The sequence below is a fragment of the Cupriavidus sp. CP313 genome (genome assembly GCF_054072015.1).
This window is the reverse complement of the sequence record NZ_JBSVZB010000002.1, coordinates 233,131-249,688: the sequence shown is the minus strand read 5'-3', so window position 1 is coordinate 249,688 and position 16,558 is coordinate 233,131. Positions and strand designations below refer to the sequence as shown.

The 16,558-nt window shown below is 68.4% G+C and carries 14 protein-coding genes; 7 read left to right on the top strand and 7 right to left on the bottom strand.

The window, feature by feature from the left end:
- Positions 1–2 precede the first annotated feature (2 nt).
- Genes ACW4E8_RS03360 through ACW4E8_RS03340 form a run of 5 tightly spaced genes read left to right on the top strand, consistent with a single transcriptional unit; the run spans position 3 to position 6,039 of the window.
- Complete coding sequence (locus ACW4E8_RS03360) at positions 3–497, top strand: GspH/FimT family pseudopilin (RefSeq protein WP_456803218.1); 495 nt, start codon at positions 3–5, stop codon at positions 495–497.
- Entirely contained in the window at positions 494–1,117 is a 624-nt protein-coding gene (gene pilV / locus ACW4E8_RS03355) for a type IV pilus modification protein PilV (RefSeq protein ID WP_456803217.1), read from the top strand. Before ACW4E8_RS03360 ends, pilV begins: the two co-directional genes overlap by 4 nt.
- Positions 1,114–2,157 carry a PilW family protein gene (locus ACW4E8_RS03350; protein WP_456803216.1) on the top strand — a complete coding sequence of 348 codons (1,044 nt, stop codon included), beginning with the start codon at positions 1,114–1,116 and terminating at the stop codon, positions 2,155–2,157. Before pilV ends, ACW4E8_RS03350 begins: the two co-directional genes overlap by 4 nt.
- Positions 2,158–2,180: 23 nt before the next feature.
- On the top strand, positions 2,181–2,747 hold the full coding sequence (locus ACW4E8_RS03345; protein ID WP_456803215.1) for a pilus assembly PilX family protein: 567 nt from the start codon (positions 2,181–2,183) through the stop codon (positions 2,745–2,747).
- A gap of 49 nt (positions 2,748–2,796) precedes the next feature.
- On the top strand, positions 2,797–6,039 hold the full coding sequence (locus tag ACW4E8_RS03340; protein ID WP_456803214.1) for a pilus assembly protein: 3,243 nt from the start codon (positions 2,797–2,799) through the stop codon (positions 6,037–6,039).
- 128 nt (positions 6,040–6,167) lie between these two features.
- Here ACW4E8_RS03340 and ACW4E8_RS03335 read toward each other — a convergent pair whose 3' ends face one another.
- The 5 genes from ACW4E8_RS03335 to ACW4E8_RS03315 are packed head-to-tail and all read right to left on the bottom strand — an operon-like array spanning position 6,168 to position 11,473.
- The gene (locus tag ACW4E8_RS03335; RefSeq protein ID WP_456803213.1) at positions 6,168–7,664 is read right to left on the bottom strand and encodes an efflux transporter outer membrane subunit; all 1,497 of its coding nucleotides are present in this window, start codon (positions 7,662–7,664) and stop codon (positions 6,168–6,170) included.
- An 11-nt stretch (positions 7,665–7,675) separates the two neighbouring features.
- The gene (locus tag ACW4E8_RS03330) at positions 7,676–8,839 is read right to left on the bottom strand and encodes an ABC transporter permease (protein ID WP_456803212.1); all 1,164 of its coding nucleotides are present in this window, start codon (positions 8,837–8,839) and stop codon (positions 7,676–7,678) included.
- The gene (locus ACW4E8_RS03325) at positions 8,836–9,804 is read right to left on the bottom strand and encodes an ABC transporter ATP-binding protein (RefSeq protein WP_456803211.1); all 969 of its coding nucleotides are present in this window, start codon (positions 9,802–9,804) and stop codon (positions 8,836–8,838) included. Before ACW4E8_RS03325 ends, ACW4E8_RS03330 begins: the two co-directional genes overlap by 4 nt.
- On the bottom strand, positions 9,801–10,781 hold the full coding sequence (locus tag ACW4E8_RS03320; protein ID WP_456803210.1) for an HlyD family secretion protein: 981 nt from the start codon (positions 10,779–10,781) through the stop codon (positions 9,801–9,803). The genes ACW4E8_RS03325 and ACW4E8_RS03320 overlap by 4 nt, the downstream gene beginning before the upstream one ends.
- Complete coding sequence (locus ACW4E8_RS03315; protein ID WP_456803209.1) at positions 10,778–11,473, bottom strand: TetR/AcrR family transcriptional regulator; 696 nt, start codon at positions 11,471–11,473, stop codon at positions 10,778–10,780. Before ACW4E8_RS03315 ends, ACW4E8_RS03320 begins: the two co-directional genes overlap by 4 nt.
- A 182-nt stretch (positions 11,474–11,655) precedes the next feature.
- On the opposite strand from ACW4E8_RS03315, the gene ACW4E8_RS03310 reads away from it, so the two are divergent.
- A complete protein-coding gene (locus tag ACW4E8_RS03310; RefSeq protein ID WP_456803208.1) occupies positions 11,656–13,032 on the top strand; it encodes a carbohydrate porin in 1,377 nt (458 codons plus the stop codon).
- Positions 13,033–13,047: 15 nt separating this feature from the next.
- On the opposite strand, the gene queF is transcribed toward ACW4E8_RS03310, so the two are convergent.
- Positions 13,048–13,881, bottom strand: coding sequence for an NADPH-dependent 7-cyano-7-deazaguanine reductase QueF (queF, locus tag ACW4E8_RS03305; protein ID WP_456803207.1), 834 nt, complete (start codon positions 13,879–13,881; stop codon positions 13,048–13,050).
- A gap of 17 nt (positions 13,882–13,898) precedes the next feature.
- Positions 13,899–15,437 carry a threonine ammonia-lyase, biosynthetic gene (ilvA, locus tag ACW4E8_RS03300; RefSeq protein WP_456803206.1) on the bottom strand — a complete coding sequence of 513 codons (1,539 nt, stop codon included), beginning with the start codon at positions 15,435–15,437 and terminating at the stop codon, positions 13,899–13,901.
- 310 nt (positions 15,438–15,747) lie between these two features.
- Here ilvA and otsB point away from each other — a divergent pair, with 310 nt between their 5' ends.
- A complete protein-coding gene (otsB, locus tag ACW4E8_RS03295) occupies positions 15,748–16,548 on the top strand; it encodes a trehalose-phosphatase (protein WP_456803205.1) in 801 nt (266 codons plus the stop codon).
- The last annotated feature ends 10 nt before the right edge of the window (positions 16,549–16,558 follow it).

Here is a 16,558-nt window from a genome sequence, read left to right as displayed (position 1 = left end):
CCATGCGGCGCACCACGTTCCCGCCGTCTTCGCCCGGCCGGCCCACCCGCCGCGGCTTCACCCTGGTCGAACTGCTTTGCGCCATGTCGGTGCTGGCGATCCTGGCGGTCGCAGCGGCGCCGTCGTTCTCTTCACTGATCGCCAACCAGCGCGTGCGCGGCGCCTCGCTTGACCTGACCTCGGCGCTGCTGCTGGCGCGCAGCGAGGCGGTCAAGCGCAATGCCACGGTCACGCTGGCAGCCACCGGTGCCGCCTGGACTACCGGCTGGGCGGTCACCGCAGGCGCCGAGACGGTGCGCAGCTTCGGGCCCTACGGCGGCCTGACCATCACGCCCAGTGCTGCCGGTGCCCTTGCGCTTGGCAACGACGGCCGGCTCACGGGCGCGGCCATGACTTTCGAAGTGGCACCCAACGGCGATACGGCAGCGGCGTCGCGCGTCTGCGTGCAGGTCAGCGAGACTGGCCGCGTCGCCTCTGCCACGGGAGCCTGCTCATGAAGCAAAGAACCCAGCGGCTGCGGCCGCGCATGCCTGTCCGCCGCACGCAGGGCGGCTTCCTGCTGATCGAGGTGCTGGTGGCGGTGGTGATCCTGCTGGTTGCGCTGCTCGGCACCGCCGGACTGGTGGCGCGCTCGGGCCAGACCGAGATGGAGTCCTACCAGCGCGTGCAGGCGCTGGCGCTGCTGCAGGACATGGTTGCGCGCCTCAACGCCAACCGCCAGGTGGCATCGTGCTATGCCAACGGCGCGACCGGCATGCAGCTGGGCAGCGCGGCGGCGCCGCCGGCGGCGTGCACGCAGGGCACCGCCGCGCAGAAGGCTACCGCCGATGCGGACCTGCAGGCCTGGAACACGGCGCTGCTGGGTAGTGCCGAGAAGCGCCCGGGGGCCAGCGCCGCTGATCCCGCCCAGGCCGTCGGCGCCATGATCGGCGCGCGCGGCTGCATCGAGACCGTGGACGCCGTCAACAATATCTACCGCATCACCGTGGCCTGGCAGGGCCTGGCCACCACCGGCGCGCCCGCGCTGGGCTGCGGCAAGGACCAGTACGGCAACGATGCCTATCGCCGCGCGGTCAGCACGCAGATCCGCGTCGGCACCCTCGGAACCGTGTCATGAGCCCCCTGCGCCTGTCCGCGCGCCGCCTGCGCCGCCAGCGCGGCATTTCGCTGATCGAGCTGATGATCGGCATGACCATCGGCCTGGTGCTGCTGACCGCGCTGGCGAGCCTGTACTACGCCAACAGCCTGTCGCGTACAGAGTTTGTCAAGTCGGCCGAGCAGGTGGAGAACGGGCGCTACGCGTTGGACCAGATCCGGCGGGAAGTGGAGCTGGCGGGGTTCTTCGGCGCCGGCAGCATCGCGCGCGGCGCTACCGTGGCCGAGCCAGCGCTGTGCGCGGCAGACCCGGCGGCGCTGGGCTTCTCCCCGGCGGGCTTGACCGTGCCGCTGGCGCTGACGGGCTACGGCCCCGGGGTGGCGGCGGCATGCCTGCCTGACCTGGCGGCCACCTCCGAGGTGCTGGTGGTGCGGCGCGTATCGACCACGCCGGTGGCCGCACCCACGCCGGGCGTGCCTTATCTGCAGGTCTCGGCCTGCCCGCAGGACACCAATTCCTTCGTCTTCGACGCCAGCGCCGCAGCGGCCTTCGGCCTGCGCACCAAGGCCTGCGATCCCGCCCAGCCGGCCGCGCTGCGACAGGCCGTGGTGCGCGTGTTCTACCTGGCGGGCTGCGACCGCTGCAGCAACGGCGGCGACGGCGTCCCCACACTGAAGATGGCCGAGCTGGTGGGCGGCGCGTTCCAGCCGCGCTCGGTCGCGCAGGGCGTGCAGGACATGCACCTGCAATACGGCGTGGACCTGGACAGCAACGGCTCGGCCGACTGCTACGTGGCCAACCCCGGCGCCAACAACGCCGCCGCCTGCGCCACCGTGCCGGGCTATGACTGGACCAACGCGCTCGCCAACTGGGGCAACGTCACCACCGTGCGCGTGAACCTGATGGCGCGCACGCTGAAGCCCTCGGGCGGCCAGTCCGACAACCGCACCTACGACCTGGGCCGCGCCGCCGCCAGCGGCCCGTTCAACGATGGTTTCAAGCGCCATGTGTACGCCCAGGTGGCGAGGCTGGTCAACGTGGCCGGGCTGCGCGAGCAATGACCTCACCCCGCAAAGAGCAAGCAATGATCAAGCAATCGGGTCGCCAACCGCAGGGCCGGCCACTGCGCCGCAGGCAGGACGGGGTCACGCTGGTGGTGACGCTGGTGTTCATGGTCCTGTTCCTGCTGATCGCCGTGGCCATGGTCAATTCCGGGCTGGTCAACGTGAAGGTGGCCGCCAACCAGCAGCACACCGCCGAGGCGCGCGACGTGGCGCAGCAGGCGATCGAGCAGGTGATCAGCAACGATTTCACCAAGGCGCCGGCGGCGGTTGCGGTGCCGGTGGACGTCAGCGGCGACGGCAAGGCGGACTACGTGGCGCAGGTGGCGCAGCCGGAGTGCGTGACAAGCAAGCCGATGAAGAACGTCGAGCTTGACCTGAGCGATGCCGACGACGTGTCTTGCCTGATCGGCAGCGGCGTGCAGAACACCGGGATCGTGACTGCAGGCAATAGCGGCGGCAATTCGCTGTGCAATGCCACGCAATGGGATGTGGCGGCCACGGTCAACGATGCCGCCAATACCGGCACCGTTGCCACCGTGCACCAGGGCGTGGCGGTGCGCATGCCGACCGGTTCGGCCTGTCCGTGACCGCGCAGGACACCACGACCTTTTCACCATCGAACGGACGGGAACCAGCATGACGACCAACGCCTGCCGGCAGCGCCGCCTTGCGGCTTTCGCAATCTCCCTGCTTACCTTTGTGGGCGTGAACGGCGCGCGCGCCGAGGACATCGACCTGTTCACCGGTCTGCAGACCAACGCCGGCACCAAGCCCAACGTGCTGCTGCTGCTGGACAACGCGTCCACCTGGAACGCCAGCACCACTATCAAGGGCTGCGACATTCCCGATGTGGTCAGCGCCAACAATGCCGGCACCGATGTCGGCGCGATCCAGTGCGCGCTGTACCGGGCGGTCAGCACGCTGGCGACCAACCCGCAGCTGTCCGGCAACATCAACATGGGCTTGATGATGTTCGGCACCGGCACCAACGTCGGCGGCAAGTTCCGCTATCCGGCGGCGGCGCCCTACACGCTGCCGCTGCTGGATGCGACCAACGGCGCCCAGTTCCTCGAGTACATCAAGAGCATCGACCGCCAGGCCGACAACGCGAACAATTCGCAGGTGGGTTCCGGCATGCAGGAGGCGTGGGCCTTCTTCGCCGGCAAGAAGGGGTTGTCGGGCACGCAGTACAAGTCTCCGATCACCAACCCCTGCCAGAAGAACTTCGTCATCTATATCGCCAACGCGGTTAACAACGGCAAGCCGCAGGACACTGGCACCGTCGCCCAGGATGCGCTGGTGGCGGCCGGGGCCAACGCGACGCAGCTGACAACGCTCAAGCTGGATTCGGCCGCCAACAAGTACGAGAGCAACTGGGGCGACGAATGGGCGCGGTTCATGTACCAGACGGACGTGAACGGCAATGTCGAGAACAACCAGAACATCATCACCTACACCATCGCCATCACCGACGACAAGAACCCGGACTATGTCGAGTCGACCCGCAGCATGGGCGACAACGGCGGCGGCAAGCGCTACGTGGTGAAGCTGGGCGACGTGCAGGCGCTGGTCGATGCGCTGCTGCAGATCTTCAACGAGATGCAGGCAGTCAACAACGTGTTCTCGTCGGTGAGCCTGCCGGTCAGCGTGAACGGTCAGGGCTCGTACCTGAACCAGATCTACATCGGCATGTTCCGTCCCGACGCCACCGCGGCGCCGCGCTGGATGGGCAACCTGAAGCAATACAAGCTCGGCTACGACAGCAGCAAGCAGATCGTGGTACTGGACGCGAATCCGAGCGGGCCCAACCAGCAGAGCGCGATCAGCAATGCCGGCACGGGCTTTATCTCGCCCAATGCCAAGAGTTTCTGGACCGCGGAGCCGCCGCTGGCGTTCAGCGGCAGCAGCTATTCCGGCAGTTCCGTCACCGGCTGGCCCGCCAAGGGCTTCTGGGTCAATAGCCCCTCGGGCGCGGCCGGGGCGCTGGACTCCGCGGACGGTGCCGCTGGCGTCACCGGCGGCGACGGCGAGATCGTCGAGAAGGGCGGCGCCGGCGAAATGCTGCGCGCGCAGATCGTCACCGACCAGGCCGCGCGCAAGCTCTACACCTGCCCGTCGGGCGCGTGCGCCACCAAGGCCCTGGCGTCGTTCGATACCGCCAACACCTGGCTGACCAATACCACCGGGCAGACGGCGCTGAACAGCAGCGCTGCCGACGTGAACAACCTGATCAACTGGGTGCGCGGCCGCGACGTGCAGGGGCTGGGCGAGAGCACCGTGGCCGGCAAGGAGCAGCAGAAGGGCCCCGGCGGCAGCGTCACGGTGCGCGGCTCGGTGCACGGCGATGTGCTGCACTCGCGCCCGGTGGTGATCAACTACGGCGGCACCACCGGGGTGGTGGTCTTCTACGGCGCCAATGACGGCGTCTTCCATGCGGTCAACGGCAACCAGACCACCGGCATCAACGGCGTGCGCCCCGGCGGCGAGCTGTGGGGTTTCGTACCGCCGGAGTTCTACGGCAAGCTCGGCCGCCTCTACACCAACACGCCCGAGGTGCAGCTGAGCGGTTCGCCGACCGGCTCAGGCGCCAAGCCGCGCGACTATTTCTTCGACGGCACCACCACGGTGTTCCAGGACCTGCGCGATCCGGCCAATCCGCGCGTGGTGATCTACCTGACCGCGCGGCGCGGCGGGCGGCTGGTCTATGCGCTGGACGTGACCAACCCGGTGGCGCCCGAGTTCCTGTGGAAGTCCGACAGCAACCAGATCGCCGAACTGGGCCAGACCTGGTCGCAGCCGCGCGTGATCCGCGTCAAGGGCTACACCAACCCGCTGGTGGTGATGGGCGCCGGCTACGACACCGGCGAAGACGCCGAGCCGTCGCAGGGCGGCGGCGCGACGGGGCAGGGGCGCGGCGTGATCGTGTTCGACGCGCTCAAGGGTACTGTGGTGCGGGCGTGGCTGGCCGATTGCACCGGGCTCGACGCCACCGTCTGCTCGGTACCCGCCGGCATGAATCGCGCTATCCCGTCAGACGTCGCGGTGGTGGACCGCAATGGCGACGGCCTGATCGACAAGGCCTATGTCGGCGACATGGGCGGCAATGTCTGGCGCCTGGATTTCGAGACTGCCACCGGCATGAGCCCGGCGGCCTGGACGCTGGGCAAGTTCGCCTCGCTGGGCGGCGCGCAGAGCAGCAACGATGCGCGCAAGTTCATGTACCCGCCCGACGTCATCAGCACCGGCGCCTACGACGCGGTGATGATCGGTAGCGGCGACCGCGAGCATCCGTTGTACACCACCAGCAATACTGCGGGGCTGGCCTATAACGTCATCAATCGCTTCTACATGCTCAAGGACACGGCGCTCACCGGCGGGCTGCCGGCGACGTGGACGCCGCTGACCGAGAGCAGCCTGTTCAACGCCACCGCCACGGTGTATGCCGACTCGGGTACCGGCAAGGGCTTCTACCTGACGCTGGGTACCGGCGAGAAGGTGGTCAACGCGCCGCTGACGGTGGCGGGCTACACCTACTTCGGCACCAATACCCCCAGCGTGCCCAAGCCCGGGGCCTGCTATCCGGACCTGGGTATCGCGAGGGGCTATGCAGTGTCGTTCCTGACGGGCAAGGGACTCAACGACAACCGCTATGTCCAGTTCAACAATGGCGGCCTGCCGCCGTCGCCGGTGTTCGGCGTGGTGGCGGTGAGCGATGCCCAGGGCAACACCAGCAACGTGCCGGTGCTGATCGGCGGCGGCAACCAGACCGGGCCGGGCGGTGGCGACAATACCTCGTCGCTCGGGGCGCAGAAGATCTCGCCACCGGGGATCGGCAAGCGCAAGCGGACTTACTGGTACACGCAAGTCGACAAGCAGTAAGCGGCAACGGCTCAAGTCATTGGATCCCCGTTCACGTGCCCCGAAGGGGTATTCACAGGGATGACGCTTCACCCGGTCGAGGCGGCACTAAGCCCGTCGTTCCCGCGCAGGCGGGGACCCGGTGACTTTCAGCGGCGCTCGATTTCCGTCACCGCCATCGCATCACCCTCCTCCCACCACCCACCCCCCAACGCCTGCAGCAGCGCCGCCGAGTCCGCCAGCCGGTCGGCGCGCGCCTGCGCCAGTTCCAGCGACGCCTGGCGCGACTGCCGCTCGGCATCCAGCACCGACAGCTGGCTGACCCCGCCGAGCCGGTACTGCTCCGACACCACTGTCAGCGTATCGCGCGCCTGCCGCGCGCTGTCGGCGCGTTCGCGCAGCGCGGCGGCATCGGCTTCGAGTGCGCGCAGTGAATCGGCCACGTTCTGCAGGCCCTGCAGCACGGCTTGCCGATACGCGGCCAGCGACTGCTCATAAGCCGCCTCCGCTGCACGCTTGCGCGCCTGCAGCTCGCCGCCGCGGAATACAGGCTGCACCAGCCCCGCAGCCAGGCTCCATACGTTCAGGCTGCTGAACAGGTCGCGCGCCGCGGTGGCCTGCGTGCCGCCGCTGGCGCTCAGCGTGACCTGTGGATAGAGATTGGCGGTGGCCACGCCGATATTGGCCGAGGCCTGGTGCAGCAAGGCCTCGGCCGCGCGGATATCGGGACGGCGGCGTGCCAGCGTGGCGGGCAGGCTGACCGGCAGCGTGTCGGGCAGCTGCAGTTCGTCGAGGCGGAATTCGGGCAGCATGGCCGAGGCCGGGGTCTGGCCCGTGTACACCGCGAGCTGGTGCCGCGTGGCATCGAGCTGGCGTTGCAGGGCCGGCACCAGGGCCTGGGTTTGCGCGAGTTCGGCCCGCTGGCGCTGCACGTCGACACGGGCGACACCGCCCGCGCGCAGGCGTTCCTCGGTGATGCCAAGCTGGCGCTGCTGGGCCGCCGCCACGGCGGCCGTATCGGCCAGTTGCGCGCGCAGGCCGGCTTCGCGGATGGCCGCGGTGGCCACGTTGGCGGCCAGCGCCAGGCGCGCGGCTTCCAGTTCATAGCGCTGGTAATCCACCGCTGCCTGCAGTCCCTCCAGTTCGCGCCGCTGGCCGCCGAACAGGTCGAGCACGTACGACACCTGCACCGTGGCGCCGTACAGCGTGAACGGGCCCGGGCTGGGGATCGCGGTGATGCCCAGGGACTGGAAATCGACCTGCTGGCGCGTGGTGTTCAGCTTTGCATCAACGGCGGGCCAGCGCGTGGCGCCGGTGCGCGCGGCCAGGTTCTCCTGCGCCTCGCGCAGCCGGGCGCGCGCCTGCGCGAGCGTGGGGCTGGCATCCAGCGCGCTGCGGATGGTGGCGTCCAGCGCCGGGCTGCGGAACAGCGCCCACCACTGCGCGGGCACATCGGCGCCGGCGGCCAGGGTCTGCGCGTGGGATTGCCCGCCTGCGTCCGCGGCGTCGGCCGCGACGGTTGCCACCGGCTGCGGGCCCGGCACGTAGCCGGCGTCATCGGGCGGCGCGGGCGCGCGGAAGTCGGGACCGACGGCGCAGCCGCACAACAGTGCCGCGGCGACAAAGACAGGCGTGAGTCGAGACATGGCGAACCCCTTCAATCCAGCGTGCGGCGGTAGAAGCGCACCGCGATCGCCATCACCACCACGATGAACAGCGCCATCGGCCACACATTGGGCCATAGCTCGACCCAGCCGTTGCCCTTGAGCAGGATGCCGCGCACCATGCGGTGGAAATACGTCATCGGCAGGATGTTGCCGATGGCCTGCGCCCAGCCCGGCATGCCGGCGAACGGGAACATGAAGCCGGACAGCAGGATGTTGGGCAGGAAGTAGAAGAATGTCAGCTGCATCGCCTGCAACTGGTTCTGCGCCAGCGACGACAGCGTGATGCCAACCGTCAGGTTGGCCGCGATAAACAGCAGCGCCGCCAGGTACACCGCCAGCACCGAGCCGACGAACGGCACGCTGAAGATCCAGCGCGCGGCCAGCAGCACGATGGTCGACTGGATCAGGCCGATGAAGATATAGGGCACGATCTTGCCGGTCATCACCTCGAGCGGCCGCACCGGCGTGGCCAGCAGGTTCTCCATGGTGCCGCGCTCGCGTTCGCGCGTCATGGCCAGGCCGGTCATCATCACCATGGTCATCGTCAGGATCACGCCCATCAGGCCGGGAATGATGTTGTATTGCGTGATGCCTTCCGGGTTGTAGAGCCGCTGCACCTGCACGTCGAAGGGCGGCTTGCCGCCGGCAAGCGGCGCCAGTGCTCCCTTCAGGTCATGCGTGGCCACGCGGTAGGGCAGCTGCGGCAGCGCGGCGATGGCCTGGCCGGTGGCGGAGGGATCGGTGGCATCGGCCTCGACCAGCAGCGCGGGCCGCTCGCCGCGCAGCAGCCGGCGCGTGAAGTCGGGCGGGATGGTCAGCACGAACTGCACCTCGCCTTTCATCAGCGCCTCGCGCCCGGCCTGCTCGTCGGGCAGCGTGCCGACCAGCTTGAAGTAGGTCGATTGCTCCATGCTGGCGATGAAGGAGCGCGTGAATTCGCTCTGGTCGGCGGCAATCACGGCGGTCGGCAGGTGGCGCGGATCGGTGTTGATGGCAAAGCCGAACAGCAGCAACTGCATGATCGGCAGCCCGATGATCATGCCGAAGGTGACGCGGTCGCGCCGCAGCTGCAGGAACTCCTTGAGCACGATGCTCCACCAGCGCTGCAGCGAGAAGCGCTGTTGCGCGGCCGGTTTGCGGGCGGCGGCTGTCATGACGCCTCCCTGGCCTTGCGGGCCGCCATATTGTCCTCGGCCCCGCCCATCATGTGGATGAACACGTCTTCCAGGCTGGTCTGGGTTTGCTCGACGCGCCGGCCCGGTCCGGCCAGCCGCGCGAGCGTATCGGCCAGCGCTTGCGCATCGCGCCCGGTCACATGCAGCGCAGTGCCGAAGGCCACGGTCTGCTCCACGCCCGGCGCACCCTGCAGTTGCTCCGACAGCGCGGCGAGGTCGTCGCCTTCCACGCTCCAGGTCGACAGATTCTGGCTGGCCACCACTTCATCGGCGGTGCCCTGTGCCAGCAGCTTGCCGTAGGCGATATAGGCCAGCTTGTGGCAGCGCTCGGCCTCGTCCATGTAGTGCGTGCTGACCAGCACCGAGATGCCGCGCGCGGCCAGCTGGTGCAGCTGCTCCCAGAAGTCGCGCCGGGCCTTGGGGTCCACGCCCGCGGTGGGTTCATCCAGCAGCAGCAGCTCGGGCTCGTGCAGCAGGCAGGCCGCCAGCGCCAGCCGCTGCTTCCAGCCGCCCGACAGCGCGCCGGCCAGCTGCGCCGAGCGCGTGGCCAGGCCCAGGTCTTCCAGCGCGCGGTCGACTGCCTCGCGCCGGTTCGGCATGCCGTAGACGCGCGCGACAAAGTCCAGGTTCTCGCGGATCGACAGGTCGTCCCAGTAAGAGAACTTCTGCGTCATATAGCCGACGCTGCGCTTGATCTCGTCGGACTCGCTCCGGATGTCGTAGCCCAGGCAGGTGCCCGCGCCGGAATCGGGCGTCAGCAGCCCGCACATCATGCGGATCGAGGTGGTCTTGCCGCTGCCGTTGGGGCCGAGGAAGCCGAAGATCTCTCCGCGCGCGACCTGCATGCTCAGGTCGTTGACCACGTGCTTGTCGCCGAAGTGCTTGTTCAGGCCACGCACGTCGATGGCAAGTCCGGCCGCGCCGCCGTTCGCTCTGGTGTTCATTGCCGCACCACTTCGACGGGCTGGCCCGGCCGCAGCTTGGGCGCATCGGCCGCCGCCGGGCGCGCTTCGACCAGGAACACCAGCTTGCGCCGCGTCTCGTTGCTGTAGATCACCGGCGGCGTGTATTCGGCCTCGTTGGCGACGTAGCTGATGGTGGCCGCCACCGGCGCGGCGCAGCCGTCGCAGCGCACCTGCACCGCCTGGCCGTTGCGCAGCGCGCCCACCACCGTCTCCGGCACATAGAAGCGCACCTTGACGTTGCCCGGCGGCAGCATGCGCACCACGGGGCTGCCCGCTGGCACCCACTCGCCGAGGCGGTAGGGCGTGTCGTAGACCAGCCCCGCCTGTGTCGTGGCCACGGTCTTGCGCGACAGCTTCCACTCGGCCTGCGCCAGCGCCGCGCGCGCGGCGGCCACCTGTGCGGCCTGCGCGGCTTGCTGCGCATCTCGGCCCGGCAGCCGGGCCACGTCGATATCGCGCTGCAGTTCGCGCACACGCGCGGCGTCGCTGCTGGCCTGTGCGCGCGATTCGTCCAGCTGCGCCTGCGCGATGCCACCGATCTCATACTGGCGCTGGTCGCGCCGAAAGGCCGCGGCACTGCGCTGCGCCTGGGCCTGTGCCTGCGCCAGCTGGGCGCGGCTGACCTCGACTTCGACCGGGCGCTTGCCGGTCTTCATGTCTTGCAGCTGTGCCTCGGCCGCGCGCAGCTGGTCTTCGGCCTGCTGGCGCGCGGCGCGCTCATCGTCGGATTCGAGTGCAAACAGCGCGGCGCCCCGGCCGACCTGCTGGCCGCGCTGAACCGACAGCGTGTCGAGGCGCCCGGCGAACGGCGATGCCACGCTGACGAATTCGCCTTCGACATAGCCTTGCCAGGTGTCGGCGCGTTCACGGCTGCAACCGGCGACCAGCAGCACCGCCGCGAGCGTGGCAAGCACCGCTGCCGGCAGTTGCGGACAGGTGGGATGGGCGTGGTTCATGATGACTCCGGAGAAAGCCTGGACTTGCCGGCGTCGGGCGCCGGCGCCAGCCCGTGCGTCAGCAGCGCGGATACGTGGCGCACCAGCGTGTCGGTATCGACCGCTTCGCCGCCGGGAAGCCGGCGCCAGATATGGGTGGTGGCCAGCGGCAGCAGCGCCAGGCCGATCAGCGACGGCATCACCAGCGCCGGCTCCAGTCCGCTATTGAGCTGCCCGCGCGCGATCGCGGCCGCCAGCGGCGCGCTCAGTGCGCCGGCGCGCTGCAGCGCGAAGCGGTCCAGCACGCGCTCGCGCAGGGCGCCTTCGGCGCTGGAGACTTCGCGGATCCACAGCCCGGGAAACCAGGGCGTGGCGGCCGCGGTGCGGATCAGCCGGCCGGCGATGCCGATCAGCATGGCCATCGGCTCGGCATCTCCGGCGGCAGCGAAGACGCTGGCCACCAGCGGCTGCAGCTTTTCCTCGACCACGGCGTCCAGCAGCAATTCGCGGTCGCTGAAGTAGTAATGGACCAGCGCCGGCGTCACGCCGGCCTGGGTGGCAATCGCCTTGACCGGGGTGCCGGCCACGCCCTGGCGCGAGAACAGGTCGGTGGCCGCATCGAGGATGCGTTCGCGCTGGCCGGGCTGGCCGGCTGCAGGACGACCGGGGCTGCGGCGGGCGGAGGGTTTCGGTTTGGCGGGCGGGCGCGGCATGGGCAAACGGATGCAAGCGGTCTCCAGTGAATATTAATTTTTGCGTTAATTAATTCAAGGGCAGTTACAACGTCGGCCTTCCGGCACACCCATGGCAGGTAGACATGTCATGGGCGCTTGGCTATGCTGCGGGCGCCTGAGCGCGCCGTCTCCGGCACATCCTTTGCCGACCGCCTCTGCCGATGCCGTTCCCGCCACTTGCCACCGCTCCCGTTCGTGGGGCGCTCCGTTTTCGTCGTGTGCTGGCCGCGCTGGCCTGTTGTGCGTGCCTGCCAGCGATGGCGCAGCAAGCGGAGCCGGTGCAAAGCCCGGCTGAAGCGGAAAGCCCGTTCGCCTTTCACGGCCAGAGCACCTACATCTGGCAGCGCAAGCCATCATTCGGCGCGGCATACTCCGGCCCCAACAGCCTGGGTACCGAACGGGCCAAGAGCTACTCGTTCAGCGCGACGCTGGATCTGGGACTGAAGCTGTGGCAAGGCGCGGAGTTCCACTTCAATCCGGAGGCCACGCAAGGCGTGCCGTTTTCCGGCTTGCACGGACTGGGCGGCTTGTCCAACGGTGAACTGGGCAAGGCGGCCAGCACCAACCCGGTGTTCTACCGGGCGCGCGCGTTCGTGCGGCAGACTTGGGGCCTGGGCGGTGGCAGCGAAGCGCTGGAAGCGGATTTCAACCAGTTTGCGCGCACCGTCGACCAGCAGCGCGTGGTGCTGACGGCGGGCAACTTCGGCGTGCTGGACGTCTTCGACCAGAACGAGTTCGGCTCGGACCCGCGCACGCAGTTCATGAACTGGTCGTTCATGACGCATGGCGCCTTCGACTATCCGGCCGATGCGCGCGGCTATAGCTGGGGCCTGTCGCTGGAGTACATTGGCGACGGCTGGTCGGCGCGCATCGGGCGCTTCCTGCAGCCGCTGGAATCCAACGGGCTGCGGCTCGACACCCGCATGTTCGAGCACTACGGCGACATCATCGAAGTGGAGAAGCGCTACCAGCTGGCCGGCCGGCCCGGCACCGCCCGGCTGCTTTGGTTCCGCAACAAGGCGCGCATGGGCGCGTTCAGCGATGCCATCGGCTTCGGCATGGCCAATAACACTACCCCGGACGTCGCCGACGTGCGGCGCGAGCACGCCAAGAGCGGCGTGGGCGTGACACTGCTGCAGCAGATCACCGATTCACTGGGGATGTTCGCGCGCGCCAGCCTGTCCGATGACAAGACCGAGACCTACGCCTTCACGGAGATCGGCCGCCAGGTGTCGGCGGGCGGCGTGCTGAAGGGCGATGCGTGGGGACGGGCGCGCGATGCGCTGGGCGTGGCGGTGGCGATCAACATGCTGGGCCCAAACCACCGCAACTACCTGGCCGCGGGCGGGCTGGGCGCGTTCCTGGGCGACGGTGCGCTGCGCTACGGGCCCGAGCAGATCCTGGAGATCTACTACAGCTTCCAGCCGGTGAAGTACCTGAGCATCAGCCCGGACTTCCAGTACGTGCGCAACCCCGGGTACAACCGCGACCGCGGGCCGGCGAAGTTCTACGGGGTGCGCTTGCACGGGGAGTTCTGATCCTCCCCACCTGCCTCACTGCCGCGCGTTGCGCTTGTTGTCCGGCCACGCCGTGTTGTAGTTGGTGCGGAACGGGTTGATATCGAGCCCGCCGCGGCGCGTGTAGCGTGCGTAGACCGCCAGCTTGACCGGCTTGCACTCGCGCATTACGTCCATGAAGATCCGCTCCACGCACTGCTCGTGGAACTCGTTGTGGTTGCGGAACGAGATCAGGTACTTGAGCAGCCCTTCCTGGTTGATCGGCGCACCCACGTAGCGGATCTGCACGCTGCCCCAGTCCGGCTGGCCGGTGACCAGGCAGTTGGACTTGAGCAGGTGCGACACCAGCGTTTCTTCCACCGGGGTTTCTTCCTGGTCCGCGCTGAGCAGCTCGGGCGCGGGCTCATAGCGGTCCACCTCGATATCGAGCCGGTCCAGCAGCAGGCCGTCGAGCTCACCCATCTTCTGCGTGCCCAGGTCCGCTTCAGTTACCAGCCGCACCTGCACGGTACCGCCGGTGGCTTCGGACAGGTCGTGGTGCAGCAACTGCTGCAGCGCCTCGGGCGAAGCAATCCTGGTCTGGTTGAACGAGTTCAGGTACAGCTTGAACGACTTGGACTCGATGATATTGGGCGTGTCCGACGGGATGATGAAGCTGGCCAGCGCCACCTGCGGCTTGCCCTTCAGGTTCAGCCACGACAGTTCGTACGCGTTCCAGATATCGACGCCGAAGAACGGCACCGGCTTGCCTTCGGGCAGGCCGATCTCGGTGCGCTTGGGCTGGCGCGGGATCGGGAACAGCAGCGAGGCGTCGTATTCGGTCTTGTAGGCCGAGGGCTTGCCCAGCGGCGAATGTTCAGGGAGGCTCATGGGGCGCTCAGCAGGTGTCAGGACAGGAACAGCTTGTACACCGGGTTCTCGGTCTCGTCCCAGTGTACGTAACCCAGGGTCGAAAGGAAGGCGCGGAAGGCGCGCTTCTCATTCTTCGGCACCTGGATGCCAACCAGGATGTTGGAAGTATCCGCACCCTGGTTGCGGTAGTGGAACAGGCTGATATTCCAGTTCGGGCTCATGCTGGACAGGAACCTCATCAGCGCGCCCGGCCGCTCCGGGAACTCGAAGCGGTACAGCAGTTCGTCATGCGCCAGCGCCGAGCGCCCGCCCACCATGTAGCGGATATGCTGCTTGGCCAGCTCGTCGTTGGACAGGTCCAGCGTGTCGAAGCCGTGCTTGCGGAAGCTGGCGGCGATCTTGTCGTTCTCGGCGCGGCTGGCGATCTGCACGCCAACAAAGATATGCGCCATGCTGGTGTCGGCGATGCGGTAGTTGAACTCGGTCACGCTGCGCGTGCCCACCAGCTCGCAGAAGCGCCTGAAGCTGCCGCGCTCTTCCGGGATGGTCACGGCGAACACGCCTTCGCGCGCCTCGCCCACCTCGGCGCGCTCGGCGACAAAGCGCAGGCGGTCGAAGTTCATGTTGGCGCCGCAGGCGATCGCCACCAGGTGCTGGCCCTTGAGCTTCTCGCGCTCGGCATAGGCCTTCAGGCCCGCGATGGCCAGCGCGCCGGCCGGCTCCAGGATGCTGCGGGTGTCCTGGAACACGTCCTTCAGGCCCGCGCAGATGGCGTCGGTATCCACCAGGATGATGTCGTCGACCAGCTCGCGCGTGATGCGGAAAGTCTCCTTGCCGACCAGCTTGACCGCGGTGCCGTCCGAGAACAGCCCCACTTCCTTCAGCTCGACGCGCTTGCCGGCGTCGACCGAGCGCTTCATCGCGTCAGAGTCCACCGTCTGCACGCCGATCACCTTGATCTCCGGGCGCACCGCCTTGATGTACGAGGCGATGCCCGAGATCAGCCCGCCGCCGCCGATGGCGACGAACACGGCATGGAGCGGACCCGGGTGCTGGCGCAGGATCTCCATGGCGATGGTGCCCTGGCCGGCGATGACCTCGGGGTCGTCGAACGGGTGGATGAAGGTCAGCTTGTGCTTCTTCTCCAGCTCCGCCGCGTGGTTGTAGGCGTCGCTGTAGGACTCGCCGTGCAGCACGATTTCCACCCACTGGCCGCCGCGTTCGCGCACGGCGTCGATCTTCACCTGCGGCGTGGTGACCGGCATGGCGATGATGGCCTTGCACTGCAGGCGCGCCGCGGACAGCGCCACGCCCTGCGCGTGGTTGCCGGCCGAGGCGGCGATCACGCCGCGCCTGAGCTCTTCCGGCGTCAGCGAGGCCATCTTGTTGTATGCGCCGCGCAGCTTGAAGGAGAAGACCGGCTGGGTGTCCTCGCGCTTGAACCAGACCGCATTGCCGGTGCGCGCCGACAGTTGATGCGCGTAGGTCAGTTCGGTCTCCTGCGCCACGTCGTAGACCTTGGCGGTCAGGATCTTCTTCAGGTAGTCGGGTCGGGCGGCGGACATGCGGGTCATGGTCTCAGGGCGGGCCGTGGGGCGGCGCAAAAAAAGGCGGAAATTCTGGCGGAAACCGTCAATGATAAAGGATGGCGGCGACTTCCACCCGGCCCGGGCGACGCTCCCGCCGCCAGCGGTACGCGGCCCGGGCCCGGTGGAAAGCGTCTTTGGTGTGGCGGACGGGGCACCTGCGGTGACAACGGCAGGCCGGCGGAACAGGTCCGCAAGCCGCTGGCCCCGGACTTGCATTTGCGCCAGGTTACGCACGCGCCATGTAGGACGGCGCCCGGTGGACGCCGCTCAAAACGACGTGTTACGGTGTAACGCGATGCCACAGCTACCGCTAATCGAACCCAATACCGCCCTGTTTCTCGACTTCGACGGCACCCTGGCCGACCTGGCCCCGCGCCCGGAACTGGTGCAGGTCGAACCCGAACTGGTCGGCACGCTGCACACGCTGTTCGAGCGTCTGAACGGCGCGCTGGCCGTCATCTCCGGACGGCCGATCTCTGAACTCGACCACTTCCTGCAGCCCCTGCGGCTGCCGGCCGCCGGCGTGCATGGTGCTGAATTCCGCACCGACGGCGGCATGGTGTCCAGGACTTCCGCCCCCGGCCTGGAACCGCTGATCCCCCACCTGGAAGCGCTGGTGCGTGCCTATCCCGCCCTGCGGCTGGAGCGCAAGTCCGTTGCCGTCGCCATCCACTACCGCCAGGCCCCTGAACTGGCCGGCGTGGTCGATGCAGCGGTCACCGAAGTGCTGCGCCATGCCGTCGGACTGGAGGCGCTGCCCGGCAAGATGGTGGTCGAGATCAAGCCGGCCGGCGTCGACAAGGGCGACGCCATCGCCGCATTCATGAAATCTGCGCCCTTCGCCGAGCGCGTGCCGCTCTTTGCCGGCGACGACCTGACCGACGAGCCAGGTTTTGCCGCCGTGCGCAAGCTCGGCGGGCTGGGCGTGCTGGTGGGCCAGCGCGAGACCGTGGCCAGCGTCAGCGTGCCCGGGCCGGCCGCGCTGCGCAGCTGGCTGCACCGCTCGGCCCGCGCGCTGGAAGGCGCCGGCGGCCAGCCGCGCGCCGTGCCGAATGAGGCCGAGCCAGGCCCGGCCCGGCGCGCAACGACATCCTGAGGGAGGTATC